The 238-nt window shown below is 53.8% G+C and carries 1 protein-coding gene; it reads right to left on the reverse strand.

Going from position 1 to position 238, the window contains the following annotated elements:
- The coding region (locus AC1RPQ_RS08670) for a hypothetical protein (protein WP_481762379.1) at positions 1–238 on the reverse strand (238 nt) is incomplete at both ends.

The raw sequence follows: 238 nt of genomic DNA on the forward strand, positions 1-238 counted from the left end.
CTCCTGTAGTCCCAGCCGATGTACTTGTAAAAGTCCCAGATACTAGCATGGGCCACGATCGGTGCCAAGTCCAACGGTGCTCGGTCCTGTTCATACGCACGTCGCTGGAACTTCAGGTCCTGCTCCCAGTCTTGATCCGACAGATATACATGGAACCAATGATCAAGAGATTTCCCCTTGAAGTACGCGGTACCCACCACATCAGTCCAGTGATGTTGGAACGAGCCGAGCGAGACCG

Source organism: Dellaglioa sp. CoH-57-MRSF-21 (assembly GCF_056781915.1).